This is a genomic window from Achromobacter sp. ESBL13 (assembly GCF_036668755.1).
Lineage (GTDB): Bacteria > Pseudomonadota > Gammaproteobacteria > Burkholderiales > Burkholderiaceae_B > Achromobacter.
On record NZ_JAZEVT010000008.1, the window covers coordinates 40,773 to 56,632 of the forward strand.

The following is a 15,860-nucleotide window of genomic DNA, read 5'->3' on the forward strand; positions in this document are numbered from 1 at the left end:
CGTAGCCTACCACTTTGATTCCCGAGGACACGCTTGTTTACATCGCGCTTAAGGGCGATGGCGTGAGGGAAATCCCCTGATGCTAAAATCGTCTGCTTCGCAACCCACTCAACTGGCCCCTATATTTCCCGTAGGCGCGCCAGCTTCAAAGAGCCTTCCGAATGAGCAATCCGACCGCCCCTAAACTTGCCTTGGCGGATGCCATCCGCGCCCTCGCGATGGATGCTGTGCAACAAGCGAACTCCGGGCATCCGGGTGCTCCCATGGGCATGGCGGAAATCGCCCAGGCCTTGTGGACGGGCAACCTGCGCCACAACCCGAAGGACCCCGCCTGGGCCAACCGCGACCGCTTCGTGCTGTCCAACGGCCACGGCTCGATGCTGATCTACGCGCTGTTGCATCTGACGGGTTACGACCTGTCGATCGACGAACTCAAGAATTTCCGCCAGCTGCATTCCAAGACGCCGGGTCACCCCGAAGTGGGCATCACCCCGGGCGTGGAAACGACCACCGGCCCGTTGGGCCAGGGCCTGGGCAACGCCGTGGGCATGGCGCTGGCCGAAGCGCTGCTGGCCGCTGAATTCAACAAGCCCGGCCACACCATCGTCGACCACCACACCTACGCCTTCACGGGCGACGGCTGCCTGATGGAAGGCATCTCGCACGAGGTCTGCTCGCTGGCCGGCACGCTCAAGCTGTCCAAGCTGGTGGTGCTGTATGACGATAACGGCATCTCCATCGACGGCCACGTCGAACACTGGTTTGCCGACGACACCGCCAAGCGTTTCGAAGGCTACGGCTGGAACGTGATCCGTGGCGTAGACGGCCACGACGTCGCCGCCGTGGACGCCGCCATCAAGGCCGCGCGTTCGCAGTCGGAAAAGCCCACGCTGGTGGTCTGCCGCACCGTCATCGGCAAGGGTTCGCCCAACATGGCCGGCACGCACAACGTGCACGGCGCGCCGCTGGGCAAGGATGAAATCGCCGCCACGCGCGCCGCGCTGGGCTGGTCGTCGGAACCCTTCCAGATTCCGCAAGACGTTTACGACGGCTGGGATGGCCGCAAGTCGGGCGCTGCCGCCCAAGCCGAATGGCAAGCCGCGTTTGACGCCTACCGCGCCGCATTCCCCGCCGAAGCCGCTGAATTCACGCGCCGCATGAAGGGCGAAATGCCCCAGGGCTACGCCGACCAGTTCAAGGCTTTCCTGGCCTCGACCCTGGAAAAGGCCGAAACCGTCGCCACCCGCAAGGCCTCGCAGTTCGCGATCGCCGCGCTGGCCCCGTTGCTGCCCGAAATGCTGGGCGGTTCCGCCGACCTGACCGGTTCCAACTTCACCGACTGGAAGGGCGTGGGCGCCGTTCGCGCCGGCGACAAGGGCATTCAGTTCGGCCGCCACATCAACTACGGCGTGCGCGAATTCGGCATGGCCGCCATCATGAACGGCGTGGCCCTGCACGGCGGCTACCTGCCGTTCGGCGGCACGTTCCTGACGTTCTCGGACTACTCGCGCAACGCCATCCGCATGGCCGCGTTGATGAAGCAGCGCGTGGTGCACGTGTTCACGCACGATTCGATCGGCCTGGGCGAAGACGGCCCGACCCACCAATCCATCGAGCACGCCGCCAGCCTGCGCCTGATCCCCAACCTGTCTTTGTGGCGCCCCTGCGATACGGCTGAAACCGCCGTGGCCTGGAACGCCGCCGTGACGCGCCCGACCAGCATCGGCATGGACGTGCATGACGGCGGCCCGACCGCGCTGCTGCTGTCGCGCCAGAACCTGCCGTTCGTGCCGCGCGATGCCGCCACCGTGGACGCCATTGCGCGCGGCGGCTATGTGCTGCGCGATGCCGAAGGCGCCCGCGCCGTCATCATCGCCACCGGCTCGGAAGTGGCCATTGCACTGGACGCGCAAGCCCAACTGGCCAAGGAAGGCATCGCCGTGCGCGTGGTTTCCATGCCCAGCACCGACGTGTTCGACAAGCAGGACGCCGCCTGGAAGCAATCCGTGCTGCCCAAGGGTCTGCCGCGCGTGGCCGTGGAAGCCGGCGTGACCGCGTTCTGGCACAAGTACGTGGGCCTGGAAGGCGCCGTGGTTGGTATCGACCGCTACGGTGAATCCGCCCCGGCCGGCGCATTGTTCAAGTTCTTCGGGCTGACCGCCGACAAGGTGGCCGAGACCGTCAAACAGGTTTTGTAAAAAAGGAGCTTAGTATGACTATTCGCGTCGCCATCAACGGTTACGGTCGCATCGGCCGCAACATCCTGCGTGCCCACTACGAAGGTGGCAAGAAGCACGATATCGAAATCGTCGCCATCAACGATCTGGGCGATCCCAAGACGAACGCGCACCTGACGCGCTACGACACCGCCCACGGCAAGTTCCCGGGCACCGTCGAAGTCGACGGCGACTTCATGGTCGTCAACGGTGACAAGATCCGCGTGCTGGCCAACCGCAACCCGGCTGAACTGCCCTGGGGCGACCTGAAGGTTGACGTCGTGCTGGAATGCACGGGCTTCTTCACGACTAAGGAAAAGGCCGGCGCGCACATCAAGGGCGGCGCCAAGAAAGTCATCATCTCGGCCCCGGGCGGCAAGGATGTGGACGCCACCATCGTGTTCGGCGTGAACCACGGCGTGCTCAAGTCGACCGACACGGTCATCTCGAACGCATCGTGCACCACCAACTGCCTGGCCCCGCTGGTCAAGCCGCTGAACGACAAGCTGGGCCTGGAAAACGGCCTGATGACGACCGTTCACGCCTACACCAACGACCAGGTCCTGACCGACGTCTACCACGAAGATCTGCGCCGCGCGCGTTCGGCCACGATGAGCATGATCCCCACGAAGACCGGCGCTGCCGCTGCCGTGGGCCTGGTGCTGCCGGAACTGAACGGCAAGCTGGACGGCTACGCCATCCGCGTCCCGACCATCAACGTGTCGCTGGTCGACCTGTCGTTCGTGGCCAGCCGCGACACGACCGCCGAAGAAGTCAACAGCATCCTGAAGGCCGCGTCGGAAGGCGAGCTCAAGGGCATCCTGGACTACAACACCGAGCCCCTGGTTTCGGTGGACTACAACCACAACCCGGCCTCCAGCACCGTTGACGCGTCGCTGACCAAGGTCTCGGGTCGCCTGGTCAAGGTCTCGTCCTGGTACGACAACGAGTGGGGCTTCTCGAACCGCATGCTCGACACCACCGTCGCGCTGATGTCGGCCAAGTAAGCAACACGGTCAGTCCATAGGGGACGGATTTGTTTTCCGCCAATGCGGAAAATGGGTTCGTCCCCTTTGTTCGCCTATCGTAGGAAAGCAAATATGTCCAAGGTCAATACCCTGTCCGCGCTGGCCAAGTCCGGCGCCCTGTCCGGCAAGCGTGTGTTCATCCGCGCCGACTTGAACGTGCCGTTCGACGACGCCGGCCGCATTTCCGAAGACACGCGCATCCGCGCCTCCGTGCCCGGCATCCGCCTGGCGCTGGACGCCGGCGCTGCCGTAATGGTTACGTCCCACCTGGGCCGCCCGAAAGAAGGCGTGCTGACCGACGCCGATTCGCTGGCCAAGGTTGGCCAGCGCCTGTCCGAACTCCTGGGCATGCCCGTGCAGTTGGTGCGCGACTGGGTCGATGGCGTCCAGGTCGATCACGGCCAGGTCGTGCTGCTGGAAAACTGCCGCGTGAACGTCGGCGAAAAGAAAGATGACGAAGCGCTGGCCAAGAAGATGGCCGCGCTGTGCGACGTGTATGTCAACGACGCGTTCGGCACGGCCCACCGCGCCGAAGCCACCACGCACGGCATCGCGCGCTTTGCGCCCGTGGCCTGCGCCGGTCCCTTGCTGGAAGCCGAGCTTGACGCCCTGGGACGTGCGCTGCACGAACCCAAGCGCCCCCTGGTCGCCATCGTGGGCGGCTCGAAGGTGTCCACCAAGCTGTCCATCCTGCAATCGCTGGCCGACAAGGTTGACCAGTTGGTCGTGGGCGGCGGTATCGCCAACACGTTCCTGTTGGCCGCCGGTTTGCCCATCGGCAAGTCGCTGGCGGAACCCGACCAGGTCGAGCAGGCGCGCGCCGTGATCGACATGATGAAGCAGCGCGGCGCGGCCGTGCCGATTCCGGTGGACGTGGTGTGCGCCAAGGCATTCGGCGCGGATGCCGAAGCCACCGTCAAGGCGGCCACGGACGTAGCCGAAGACGACATGATCCTGGACATCGGCCCGCAGACCGCGGCGCAGCTGGCCGAGATCCTGAAGAAGGCCGGCACCATCGTCTGGAACGGCCCGGTGGGCGTGTTCGAATTCGACCAGTTCGCCAACGGCACCGAAGTGGTGGCGCGCGCGATCGCGGAATCGGATGGTTTTTCCATCGCCGGCGGCGGTGACACGCTGGCTGCCATCGCCAAGTACGGCATCGGCGAGCAGGTTGGCTATATCTCGACGGGTGGTGGCGCGTTCCTGGAGTTCCTGGAAGGCAAGACGCTGCCCGCCGTGGCCGTGCTGGAAGCGCGCGCCGCGAAGTAAGCGGCGGTGCGGTGGCGCCCGCGTCGCGGCGGCTGCCGCGCGCGGCCGCATGCAACAACGCCCCTTGCGGGGCGTTTTTTTTCGTCTGCGCGCCAGGTCGCCGTTATTCCATCTTGGCGCCCGAGATCTTCACAATGTCCGCGTATCGCGCGATTTCGGACTGGATGAAGGCGCTGAACTGCTCGGGCGTCTGGCCGGCGGGCACCAGCGCGCCCATGCTTTCCATGCGCTGCTTGACTTGCGCATCGGCCACCACGGCGTTCACTTCCCGGTTCAGGCGCTGCACCACGTCGGGCGGCGTTCCGACGGGGGCAACGATGCCGTACCAGGCGGATGCATACATCTTGGGCACACCCGCTTCCTCGAATGTGGGCACGTTCGGCAGCGCCGGCAAGCGCTGGTGCGACGCCACGGCCAGCGCGCGCAACGCGCCCGCCTGAACCTGTGCCAGCGAGCCGGTGTCCAGCATCATGTCGACCTGCCCAGCCAGCAGATCCGACACGGCGGGGCCACTGCCCTTGTACGGAATGTGCAGCACGTCGGCGCCGGTCAGGTGCTTGAACATCGCACCCGCCAGATGCTGCGAAGACCCCACGCCGCCCGAACCATAGTTCAGCTTGCCGGGCTCGGCCTTCGCGCCGGCGATCAGGTCGGCCAACGATTTGAAGGGCGACTGCTTGGGCACTTCAAGAATGTTGGGGATCTCGGCCACGAACGCCACAGGCGCAAAGTCCTTGGACGCATCGAAGCCCAGGCGGGAATACAGATGGGGGTTTGCCGCGTTGGTCGAACTGGTAGCCATCAGCAGCGTGTAGCCGTCGGCCTTTTCGCGCACGAACGACGCCGTGCCGATATTGCCGCCCGCGCCCGCCTTGTTGTCCACGATCACCGTCTGGCCCAGGCGATCGGTCAGGCGCTGCGCCAGCAGGCGCGCCAGGGAATCGGTGGCGCCGCCCGGGGGCCAGGGCACCACCAGCTTGATGGGGCGTTCGGGGTAAGTCTGGGCGTGGACAGCGGGGGCGATGCCGGCGGCAAGCGCGGCCAGGACCAGGGCGCGGCTGACGCGCCGCAGGAAGGGCAAGGACATGGAGTCTCCTGAAATGCCGGCCTTGGGTCCGCGCCGGGCAGGCAAGGGCGGTAGGCCGTGTCGGTGTGCAATGGCGCGGCGTGGCGCCGCTTTTCTTATGCGCAGGACTCTACGCAATCCCGCTTTTCGATAAAAGAGAGAAAAACGCAACGATCTTCATTCCCTTTGGGAATGTGACGGCCTCTCCGGTCTTTGGCTTGTCTTTCTGAAGGCGGCGAAAAAGCCTGCCGGATTTCGCCGCCGCTTGATCTGAAGCCGGTTCCGCGTCGTGGGCTTGGTGTAGCCTTTGCGGTCTATGCGTGTTGTCGCGCGCTCTCTTCGATCAGGTCGTTTGCAGCACCATGAACCTACGTTTCTTTCCCGGCCTGAATAATTTTCGCGGCATGACGCGGGAGTCGGCGCGACGCGACATCATGGCGGGCTTGAGCGTGGCCGCCGTCGGCCTGCCGGTGGGCCTGGCCTACGCGGCGATGATGGGCGTGCCACCCGTGGCTGGCCTGTGGGCCGCCATTGCGGGCATGCTGGGCTACGCGTTGTTCGGCTCGTCGCGCACGCTGATCGTGGGGCCGGACACGGCCACCTGCACGTTGATCGCCGCCACCTTGACCGGGATGGCGCTGACCTCCCCCGAGGACCGGCTGGTGGCCGCCACCGGCATTGCATTGACCGTGGGCGTGGGCTGCCTGATCGCGCGCGTGCTGCGGCTGGGCGTCCTGGCCAACCTGCTGTCGCGCCCCGTGCTGATCGGCTACATGGCGGGCGTGGCGATCACGCTGGGGCTGTCGCAACTGAGCGGGCTGACCGGGGTGGGGCTGCGCAACAGCGGGCTGGTGCACCCGTTTCTTGAGCTATCGCACCGTGTTCAGGAAATCCGGATTCCCACTCTCTGCCTGGGGCTGGCGTCCTGCCTGCTGCTGGTGGCTTTCAAGCGCTGGCGGCCGACCTGGCCGGGGCCGATCCTGCTGGTGGTGGGGGGCTGCCTGTTGTCGTGGCTGTTCGATTTTCCCGGTTTGGGCATAGCGGTGGTGGGCGAAGTGCCTGCCGGCTTGCCGGGCATCAGCCTGCCCGTTCGGCTGGAAGGCGTCGACAGCATTCTGTTGGGCGCGGCGGGCGTGCTGGTGGTCAGCTTTTCCAGCGGCATCGTCACCGCGCGCAGCTTTGCGGCGCGCACGGGCGAGCATGTGGATCCCAACCGCGAGCTGGTCGGCTTTGGCGCGGCCAATGTGGCGGCCGGTTTGTTCCAGGGTTTTGTCGTGACGGGGGCGGATTCGCGCACGGCGGTGGGGTTGGTGGCCGGCGGCTCGTCGCCGCTGGTCAGCGTCAGCGCGGCGTTGGCGTTGGCCATCGTGGTGGGCTTGCTGAGCGCGCCTTTGTTCTGGTTGCCCCAGGCGGTGCTGTCGGCCATTTTGTTGCTGGCGGCCGCCAGCCTGTTCGACGTCACGGCCTTTATGCGGCTGGCGCGAATTTCTCGCATTGAACTGGCGTTTGGCATCCTGGCCGCCGTGGGCGTGGTGGGATTTGGCGTCTTGCAAGGCGTGGCGGTGTCGGTAGGCGCAACGCTGCTGTACGCGATGTACGTGTCGGGCAACCCGCGCGATGCGCTGCTGGGCCGGCTGCCCGGCGAGTCCGTGCTGGGCAAGCTGCATTTGAATCCGGATGCGCATCCCGTGCCCGGCACGGTCATCTGGCTGTTTGAATCGTCGATCTGGTTTTTCAACGCCGATGCGTTTCGGCGCCGCGCGCGCGACGTCATTGCGCAGGCGGCGGGCGACACGCAGTGGTTCGTACTGGATGCCGAGGCCATGACGCAGGCGGACGCCGATGCAGTCGAAGCGCTTTACGAACTTAAGCGCGAACTGGACGCCCGCAACATCACCTTGTTGGTGGCGGGCGGGCATGGCCAGTTCCGCATGGCGCTTGAGCGTTCGGGGCTGGTCAAGAAGATTGGCCGCGACAAGATCTTTGGCACCCCCGAACAGGCGGTCGAAGCCATCGAGCGCTGGCGCCAGGCGCCGCCGGTCACCTTGGCCTGAGCCTAATCGATGATGTGATAGCCGCCGTCGATGTACAGCGTCTGGCCCGTCATCAGGCGCGCGGCGTCGGTGGCCAGCCAGGCGGTGGCTTCGCCCACGTCGTCAATGGACACCAGGCTGCGCGCGGGCGCCTTGGATTGCGCGCGGTCCAGCAGGGCATCGAATTCGGCTATGCCCGAGGCCGCACGCGTTTTCAATGGCCCCGGCGAGATCGCGTGCACGCGGATGCCCTGCGGGCCAAGCTCGGCCGCCAGGTAGCGTGTGGCGGATTCCAGCGCGGCCTTGACCGGCCCCATCATGTTGTAATGTTCGACGACCATCTGCGAGCCGTAGTAGCTCATGCAGAACAGCGCGCCGCCTTTTTTCATCAACGGTTCGGCCAGTTTCGCCATGCGGATGAACGACCAGCACGACACGTCCATCGCTTGCAGGAAGCCTGCGCGCGAGCAGTCGGTAACGCGGCCGTGCAAGTCGGCGCGCGGGGCGAACGCAATGGAATGCAGCACGAAATCCAGCTGCCCCCATTCGGCCGTGATGCGGTCGAACACGGCTTCCAGTTCGCCCTCGTTCAGCAGGTTAAGCGGCATCAGCAATGGCGCATCGACCTGGCGCGCAAGCGGCTCGACGTGGGGCAGCGCCTTATCGTTCAGATAGGTCACGGCCAGTTCGGCGCCCATGGCGCGAAACGCCTTGGCGCAGCCCCAGGCGATGGAATCCGCGTTGGCGATGCCGGTGACCAGGCCGCGCTTGCCGGCCAGGGGCAGCGTCGCGCTAGCGGAGTTGGCGGGGCCGGGGGCGGGGGAGTTCATCGTTGGCGCCTTCATCGTTGGCGCACCAGGGCCAGTGTGTGCTGCGCGATGATCAGCTCTTCGTTCGTGCGCACGACATAGACGCCGATACGGCTGTCGTCGGTGGAAATGCGCGGGCCTTGATGGGCGTTGCGCTCGGGGTCCAGCTTGATGCCCAGCCAGCCCCAGTGGTCCGCGATCATCTGGCGGATCTGGGGCGAGTTCTCGCCCACGCCGGCGGTAAAGACGATGCCGTCGATACCGTTCATGGCGCAGCCCATGCCGATCATGCCTTCGGCGACGCGCCACGCAAAGTACTTCAGCGCCAGTTGGGCCGAGGGCGCGTCGCTAGCCAGCAATTCACGCATGTCGTTGCTGATGCCGGACAGGCCCTTCATGCCGCAGTCGTGATAAAGCAGGTGTTCGATCTGGTCGTGGTCCATGCCGCGTTCCATCATCCACAGCACGACTCCGGCATCCAGGCGGCCCGGGCGCGTGCCCATGGGCAAGCCTTCCAGCGCCGTGAAGCCCATGGTGCTGTCCACGCTTTTGCCTTCCTGCATGGCGCAGGCGGACACGCCCGACCCCAGGTGCGCGGCAATGATCTTGCCCATCGCCAGGTCGGGCAGCGCCTGCTTCAAGCGCTGCGCGATGTATTCGTAGGACAGGCCGTGAAAGCCGTAGCGGCGCACGCCTTCCTGGTACAGCGATTCGGGCAGCGCGTAGCGGTCGGCCACGTCGGAATGGCTGCGATGGAATGCCGTGTCGAAGCACGCCACCTGCGGGATCCACGGCCGGCGCTCGCGGATGACGCGGATGGGAGCCAGGTTGTTGGGCTGATGCAGCGGAGCCAGCGGGGTGAACGTGTCCAGCCTGGCCAGCACGCTGTCGTCGATCAGCACGGGTTCGGACAGGTCGGGCCCGCCATGCACCACCCGATGGCCCACCGCCAGCGGCGTGCCGCCCAGGTGCCCGCTAAGCCACGTGCCCACGACTTCCTGGGCGTTGGGCACGTCGGGCGCGTGGCCGGGCGCGATGGCGCGTTCGACCAGCGTCTGGCCCGCCGCGTCACGCACGCGCAGCTTGGGGTGCGACGTGCCGATGCCCTCAAGCTGCCCGCCCAGGCGCGGCGCAAGTTGCTCGTTGCCATCGATGTCGTACAGGTAGAACTTGATGCTGGAACTGCCGGCGTTGATGACGAGGATGGTGTCGCGGGTGTCACTCATGGCTCTGGGTTCCGGTGGCAGTAGGGGCGCGGCGAGAGGCGCGGCGATGGGTGCGGCAATACGTGCGGCAATACGTGCGGCAATAGGCGCGAGTCAGACCAGCGGGCGGGCCGCCAGCTGGCTCAGGTGGTGCGCGTAGATGGCCGCCACCGCGCACGAGGCCAGCCGCGAACGCGGACTGTCGGCACGGCTGGTCAGGATGATGGGTACGCGTGCGCCCAGCACGATGCCCGCCGCTTCGGCGTTGGCCAGGAACGTCAGGTTCTTGGCCAGCATGTTGCCCGCTTCCAGGTCAGGCACGACCAGCACCTGCGCCACGCCCGCCACGGGCGATCGGATGCCCTTGATGCGCGCCGCCTCGGGGCTGATGGCGTTGTCCAGGGCCAGGGGGCCGTCAAGCAGGCCGCCCGAGATCTGCCCCCGGTCGGCCATCTTGCACAAGGCCGCCGCTTCGATGGTGCTGGGGATATTGGGCGTGACCTGCTCCACCGCCGACAGAATGGCTACGCGCGGTTCGCCCAGGCCCAGCCCGTGATGCAGGTCGATCACGTTGCGGATGATGTCGGCCTTGGTTTCCAGATCGGGAAAAATATTGATGGCCGCGTCCGTGATGAACAGCGGGCCGGCATAGGTGGGCACTTCCATGATGAACACATGGCTGATGCGCCGGCCGCTGCGCAGTCCCGTCGTGCGCGCAACGACTTCGTGCATGAGCTCGTCGGTGTGCAGGCTGCCCTTCATCAGCAGCGTGGCCTCGCCGTTGCGCACCAGCGCCACGGCGGTTTCGGCGGCGGCGTGGCTATGCGGCGCGTCCACGATACGGGCGTCGCCCAGGTTCAGCTTGAACTGGGCGGCGGTATCGCGGATCTTCTTTTCGGGCCCGACCAGGATGGGGTGCAGCAGGCCCAGGTCACGCGCCTCCAGGGCGGCGGACAAAGAGGGTTCGTCGCAAGGGTGGGCGATGGCGCAGAAGGCGGGCTCCAGCGTCTGGGCGCGGGCGATCAGCGTGTCGTAATGCGTCGAGGTCGGCAGTGTCATGCGCGCTTGGCCTTGGAGGGTTGACCGGCGGCGGCGTTGCCGGCGGACTTGGACGCGGACTTGCCGGCGGGCTTTGAAGCCGACTTGGCAGCGGACTTGGCGGCGGGCTTTGATGCCGACTTGGCAGCGGACTTGGCAGCGGGCTTTGAAGCCGATTCGGCAGCGGACTTGGCAGCGGGCTTTGAAGCGGACTTGGCAGCAGACTTCGCAGCGGACTTCGCAGCGGACTTCGCAGCGGATTTCGAAGCCGGGGTCGAAGCCGGGGTCGAAGCCGACTTCGGTGCCGACTTTGCCACGGAGTCCTCCGCCGATTTGGCGGCTGCCGGGTGTGGCTTGGCGGTCTTGGCCGGTACCTGGGCAGCCGCGTCGATCAGGGTCAACGAAGGCGCGGCCGGCGACGGAGCCAGCGTCAGCTGCGCGGGCGCGTTGGCCTGCTCGCGCTTTTGGGCGCGGCGTTCGGCGGCTTCGAAGATGCGCTCCATTTCCGTCAGGCTTTCGCGCGCAGCCGGGCTCAGCGGTTCAGCCGCTTCCAGCACGCGCTTCATGGTGGTCAGCGCGTCGCGTATCGCGGCGGCGGATGACTTGTCCAGCAGGCGCGGCATGGCCTGGATGGCGGCGTCGGAATCCAGCGTCAGGATCAGGGCCTGGTCACGAATGGTGTCCTTGAATTCCTGTAGCGTCATGGCGTTGTCGGACTCGGCGCGCACTTTGCGGATCAGCGCAAAGCTGCGCTCGTCCAGGCCACCTTCCGCGCCGGACACGTACAGCAGCATGCGGATCGCGGCCACGCGCAGGCCGCCTTCCTGCAACAGCGAACGCAGATCCGCCGTGCGTTCTTCCATGAAGCGGCGGTGCTCGGGCGACACGCCCGGATGCTTGCGCGGCGGGCCGGAACGCGCGCCCAGTCCGGCCAGGTCCTGCACCAGCGGCGATCCGTACACGCCCATGAACGTGCGCTCGTCCGCCGAGTCGCGCATTTCCTGCCAGATGTTCAGGCTGGTTTCGACCCAGTTCGAGAACATTTCCTGCGCCATCAGGAAGGGGTTGGTCTCGGACACCGGCTGACGATGCGCGCGCACCTGTTCAGCCACCTTTGCAATGGGCGCGATGGCCGGATTGCGATCCGAAATCAGCTCGTAGGGCAAGCGCAGGGGGTGCAGGCGCTGTGCCCATTCGGCCGACTGCGGCGTGACCATGGCGCGCAGCCACGGTTGCACGAAGCTGCGGTACATGCCCAGGTTGATGTCCGAAATGCGGGCCACGGCGGCAAAGCGCCGATCGTCCTCTTCCTTGCGGTCAACAATGGCGCGCACATCGTCCAGCGTGCGCTGCTCGAACGACAGCACGTAGTTGCCGAACGCCAGGTCGGCGTTGGGCGTGTCGGGCGTCTTGTCGGCAATTTCCGCCTGGTAGATCCCCGGCGGCAACACGTCGATCATGTCGATGTTCGACGTGAACTCCTGGTGTTCCTTGCGGGCCACGCTGCCCGACACGAAGATGCCCAGGTGGCCGATGCTTTCGTGCACGGCATAGACGATGGTCTGGCCATGCGCCAGCACTTCGGCTTCGTTTTGGTACAGGTCGGGGATCCAGCCCAGCGCCTGCGGCGGGGGCGTGATGTTGTCGCCCTTCGAGCAGAACACCACGATGGGTGAACGGATATTGCGCAGGTCGATACGGATACCGTCCGAGGTCACCAGGCCGGCCGTGGCCAGGCGGTTGCCCACGAACAGGTTGTCCACGATGTACTGGATTTCGGGGCCATTCAAGAAGACGTGGCCGCCCCACCATTTTTCAAAGCTCAGGTAGCGCTCGGCCTCGGTGTCCACCTTGGAATACAGGTTGTATTGCTTGGACCAGAGGGTGTTGGCGGGATTCAGGTTTTCGAAGTTCTGCACCAGCCACGCGCCGTCGAACTTGCCGTTGCCCAGGTCGCTGGTCATTGCCGTCAGCCAACTGCCACCCAGCAAACCGCCGGAATAGCGCATGGGATTCATCCCGCGCCAGCCCGCCCAGTACGACAACGGGGCGCCGGCCACGATGATCGGGCCGAACAGTTCGGGGCGTATGGCGGCGGTCATCATGATCTGCCAGCCGGCCTGGCAGTTGGCCACCACCACGGGCTTGCCTTCCGCATCGGGATGCAGCGCGATGATTTCTTCCAGGAAGCGCGCTTCGGCCATCATCACGTCTTCGACGGTCTGCTCCGGCATGGGCTGGGGCAGGAAGGTGGCGAAGTAGCAGGGGTGGCCGGCACGTATCGCCACGCCGATTTCGCTTTCGGGCTTGAAGCCGCCGATGCCCGGGCCGTGTCCGGCACGCGGGTCAACCACCAGGAAGGGGCGCTTGATCGGGTCGGTTTCCACGCCTTCGGGCGGCTTGATGCGCAGCAGCCCGTAGTTGACGGGGCGAGGCAGCTCGCGGCCATCCAGCACGAACTCTGACTCCATGCTAAGCACGTTGGGCGCGCGCTTGGCCATGTGTTCGTGGTACTGGTTGCCGCGCTGGCGCAGCACGTCGGCGTAGAGCACGCCGCGTTGCCAGGCATCCAGGGCGTATTCGTAGGCGGCCGTCCAGGGGTTCATGGGCGGGGCGGGGACGCGATCGTTGCCGGAATCGGCCATGGCGATCTCCTGTAAGTTGCTTCCGGCGGCGACGTGCCGCCGGGCCGGCCCCGAGTGGAACCGGCCAAGTTGACCTCCCCATTACACCGCAACGAATGCTGCGCCGCAACATAAGTTGGGCGGTGGCCCTCAAAAAAGCGCGGCGCGTCCCGGGTTTATCAGACGCGTCCGACAGCGCTGCCGCACCCCGGTGGGTGGCAGCGCCGCTTGCAAGACGGTAGTGCAGTGCCTGGTGCCACGGCGTCGTGGCCCGGACAGGCGCTTAGTCGCGCGCGGCGGCGTTGTGCTCCAGCCATTTCTGGACGGAGGGGCGTTGCCACTGCGCATCGGCGTAGGCGCGCAATGGATCGGGCAAATCATCCAGCGCCAGGCGCTTGAGCATCACGGCCAAGTCCAGGTCGGCAATGCACCAGTCGTCGAACAGCGTGGTCTGGCCCACGCCGATCAGATAGCTGGCCACCTGGATCAGTTTGGCCGAGGCCGCGTGCGCAGGGTCCGACAAGGGCTGCCCGGGCGTGCCGTAGAACACGGTTTCGGTCGGGCGTTCCTGGCGCAGGGCGGCCAGGTCGCTGCGCAACCAGGCCTGCAACTGGCGGGCGCGGGCGCGTTCACGCATGCCCGACGGATATAGCGCCGCGTGTTTGGGCGCCGGAAAAACTTCTTCCAGGTATTCGGCGATGACGCTGGATTCCGTCAGGTTGAAATCGTCGTGTGTCAGCGCGGGCACGCGGGCGGTCAGCGCCCGGCATTGGTAGGGCTGCATCCGTTGCTCGCCGGCGCTCAGGTCAATGGGGCGCACTTCGAAAGGCAATTGCTTTTCGGTCAGCGCCACGTACACCGACATGGCGTAGGGGCTAAGGAACTGGGAATCTACGTAAAGCGTAATCGGGGCGCCCAAATCTAGTCTCCGGTCAGGCGAGGGTCTGGCGGGGTGGCAATGCATGGACACGCGGCGATGTGCCGCATGATTTGCAAAGCGTAACGCAACTGCAATTTTGCGTGTCGCGTGGCCGCGTCACTGCGTCCCCGTGGCATCGCAGCGTTGCGCGGCGGTATCAGTCCACGATGAAGAGCTTGGCGCCCGTGGTGGTGGACGAACGGTGCGGCTCGGCCTGGTCGGCCACCTGGTAGCTCATGCCGGGCGTCAGCACGAACTGGCGGCCGTCTTCCAGTTCAGTGTGCAGTTCGCCTTCCAGACAGAAAAGGATGTGTCCCTTGGTGCACCAGTGGTCGGCCAGGTAGCCCGCCGTGTATTCCACCATGCGCACGCGCACGTCGCCAAACTGGCGGGTGCGCCAGTAGGCCATGCCCGTGTCGCCGGCGTGTTCGGTGCGTTCGACTTCGGACCAATCCGTGGTGCCGAAGGGGATGTTGCTCATCTTCATCGTGGATCCTGCGTGGGGTAGGGCGGTGGCGTGCCACCGGCAAAACACCGGTAACAACACCGGTAAAAAACAAATACTACGCCACTCGGGTGACAGGCCGCATCCGCGACTTGGTCTGATATTGCGCATTGATAAATCGGACCGCAACCCCTATCTTGTTGATATCCCAGGCCGGATACGGCACAGCCCGCGGCGGCCGAAACCCTTAAGGTGAGCTGGCATATGGAGTTCAAGGACTACTACAGCATTCTCGGGGTGGAGCGCGGCGCGTCGGAAGACGAGATCCGGCGCGCATACCGTAAACTCGCCCGCAAATACCATCCCGACGTCAGCAAGGAAAGCGACGCCGAGACCCGCATGCGCGACGTGAACGAAGCCTATGACGTCTTGCGCGACCAGGAAAAGCGGCTGGCCTATGACAACCTGGCGGCCGGCGTGTCGCCCGACGGCGGCTTTCAGCCCCCGCCCGGATGGGACGAAGGTTTCGAATTCCACCGAGGCGCGGCACCCGGCGACGAAGCGCAGTTCAGCGACTTCTTTTCGTCGTTGTTCGGCGGCCGTGGGCAACGCGGCGGCGCGCGCCAACAGGAGTTTCGCGCGCGCGGGGACGACCATCACGCCGCCATCGAAGTGGACCTGGAAGACGCGCTCAAGGGCGCCACGCGCGACATCAGCCTGCGATCCATGGAAATGGACGAGCAGGGACGCCCGCGGATGAAGACGCGCACCCTCAGCGTGCGCATTCCCGCCGGCGTACGCGAAGGCCAGTACATCCGCCTGTCGGGGCAGGGCATGCCGGGTTACGGCGGTGGCGAAAACGGCGACCTGTATCTGGAGGTGCGCTTCAAGCCGAACTCGCGCTATCGCGCCGATGGCCGTGATCTTTACATGACCCTGCCGGTGGCCCCCTGGGAGGCCGCGCTGGGCGCAAAGGTGAACGCGCCCACGCCCGGTGGTACGGTCGAAGTTTCTATTCCGGCGGGGTCCGGCAATGGCCGCAAGCTGCGCCTGCGCGGCCGCGGCATTCCCGGCGACCCACCGGGCGACCTGTATCTGGTGCTGGACCTGGTGTTGCCGCCCGCCGATAGCGAGGCGGCCAAGGCGGCCTATCGCAAGCTGCAACAGGATGCGCCGTTCAACCCGCGACGCCACATGGGGGTTTGACC

Annotated in this window: 12 protein-coding genes; 5 read left to right on the plus strand and 7 right to left on the minus strand. The window is 65.9% G+C overall.

The features are described from left to right. Positions 1-161 precede the first annotated feature (161 nt). The 3 genes from tkt (at position 162) to V6F88_RS25520 (ending at position 4,513) form a co-directional block, all read left to right on the plus strand. The gene (tkt, locus tag V6F88_RS25510; RefSeq protein ID WP_332613090.1) at positions 162-2,198 is read left to right on the plus strand and encodes a transketolase; all 2,037 of its coding nucleotides are present in this window, start codon (positions 162-164) and stop codon (positions 2,196-2,198) included. Between the two features lie 14 nt (positions 2,199-2,212). Further along, positions 2,213-3,223 (plus strand): type I glyceraldehyde-3-phosphate dehydrogenase, encoded by a 1,011-nt coding sequence (gene gap / locus V6F88_RS25515; protein WP_046804368.1) that lies wholly within the window; start codon positions 2,213-2,215, stop codon positions 3,221-3,223. A gap of 93 nt (positions 3,224-3,316) precedes the next feature. Beyond that, entirely contained in the window at positions 3,317-4,513 is a 1,197-nt protein-coding gene (locus V6F88_RS25520) for a phosphoglycerate kinase (RefSeq protein ID WP_332613093.1), read from the plus strand. A gap of 103 nt (positions 4,514-4,616) precedes the next feature. On the opposite strand, the gene V6F88_RS25525 is transcribed toward V6F88_RS25520, so the two are convergent. Beyond that, positions 4,617-5,600, minus strand: coding sequence for a Bug family tripartite tricarboxylate transporter substrate binding protein (locus V6F88_RS25525; RefSeq protein WP_332613095.1), 984 nt, complete (start codon positions 5,598-5,600; stop codon positions 4,617-4,619). Positions 5,601-5,941: 341 nt separating this feature from the next. Between V6F88_RS25525 and V6F88_RS25530 the strand changes: the two genes are divergently transcribed. Next, positions 5,942-7,633, plus strand: a complete 1,692-nt coding sequence (locus V6F88_RS25530) for a SulP family inorganic anion transporter (RefSeq protein ID WP_332613096.1) — start codon at positions 5,942-5,944, stop codon at positions 7,631-7,633. A 2-nt stretch (positions 7,634-7,635) separates the two neighbouring features. On the opposite strand, the gene fabI is transcribed toward V6F88_RS25530, so the two are convergent. The 6 genes from fabI to V6F88_RS25560 all read right to left on the minus strand — a co-directional run bounded on the left by fabI (position 7,636) and on the right by V6F88_RS25560 (position 14,694). Beyond that, positions 7,636-8,442, minus strand: coding sequence for an enoyl-ACP reductase FabI (gene fabI / locus V6F88_RS25535; RefSeq protein WP_332613097.1), 807 nt, complete (start codon positions 8,440-8,442; stop codon positions 7,636-7,638). 11 nt (positions 8,443-8,453) lie between these two features. After that, on the minus strand, positions 8,454-9,647 hold the full coding sequence (locus tag V6F88_RS25540; protein WP_332613098.1) for an acetate/propionate family kinase: 1,194 nt from the start codon (positions 9,645-9,647) through the stop codon (positions 8,454-8,456). A gap of 93 nt (positions 9,648-9,740) precedes the next feature. Further along, the gene (locus tag V6F88_RS25545; RefSeq protein WP_332613100.1) at positions 9,741-10,685 is read right to left on the minus strand and encodes a phosphate acetyltransferase; all 945 of its coding nucleotides are present in this window, start codon (positions 10,683-10,685) and stop codon (positions 9,741-9,743) included. After that, positions 10,682-13,309 carry a DUF3141 domain-containing protein gene (locus V6F88_RS25550; RefSeq protein ID WP_332613102.1) on the minus strand — a complete coding sequence of 876 codons (2,628 nt, stop codon included), beginning with the start codon at positions 13,307-13,309 and terminating at the stop codon, positions 10,682-10,684. The genes V6F88_RS25545 and V6F88_RS25550 overlap by 4 nt, the downstream gene beginning before the upstream one ends. 262 nt (positions 13,310-13,571) lie before the next feature. Then, on the minus strand, positions 13,572-14,207 hold the full coding sequence (gene yfcF / locus V6F88_RS25555) for a glutathione transferase (RefSeq protein ID WP_332613103.1): 636 nt from the start codon (positions 14,205-14,207) through the stop codon (positions 13,572-13,574). Positions 14,208-14,364: 157 nt separating this feature from the next. Next, positions 14,365-14,694 (minus strand): DHCW motif cupin fold protein, encoded by a 330-nt coding sequence (locus V6F88_RS25560; RefSeq protein ID WP_046804375.1) that lies wholly within the window; start codon positions 14,692-14,694, stop codon positions 14,365-14,367. A gap of 222 nt (positions 14,695-14,916) precedes the next feature. Between V6F88_RS25560 and V6F88_RS25565 the strand changes: the two genes are divergently transcribed. Continuing rightward, the gene (locus tag V6F88_RS25565) at positions 14,917-15,858 is read left to right on the plus strand and encodes a DnaJ C-terminal domain-containing protein (protein WP_332613327.1); all 942 of its coding nucleotides are present in this window, start codon (positions 14,917-14,919) and stop codon (positions 15,856-15,858) included. Positions 15,859-15,860 lie beyond the last annotated feature (2 nt).